The sequence below is a fragment of the Gemmiger formicilis genome (genome assembly GCF_024462815.1).
Classification (GTDB): domain Bacteria; phylum Bacillota; class Clostridia; order Oscillospirales; family Ruminococcaceae; genus Gemmiger.
Window position 1 is genome coordinate 1 of sequence record NZ_JANGCG010000097.1, and the last position, 229, is coordinate 229.

Annotated in this window: 1 protein-coding gene; it reads left to right on the plus strand. The window is 41.9% G+C overall.

The window, feature by feature from the left end; translation table 11 throughout:
• A partial coding sequence (locus tag NE623_RS14640) for an amino acid--tRNA ligase-related protein (RefSeq protein ID WP_305146205.1) occupies positions 1-229 on the plus strand: 229 nt, incomplete at both ends.

Consider the following 229-nt stretch of genomic DNA (forward strand, 5'->3'; position numbering starts at 1 on the left):
GTGGAACAACGCTATCGTCAACGCTATTTGGATTTAATCAGTAACAAAGAAAGCTTTGATCGTTTCATGAAACGCAGTCAAATTATTAGCGAAATCCGTCGTTATCTGGATGGCAATGGCTATGTCGAAGTAGAAACGCCTGTCTTGCATAACGAAGCAGGAGGAGCTGCTGCTCGTCCGTTTATCACACACCATAATGCATTAGATATGGACTTATACTTACGCATTG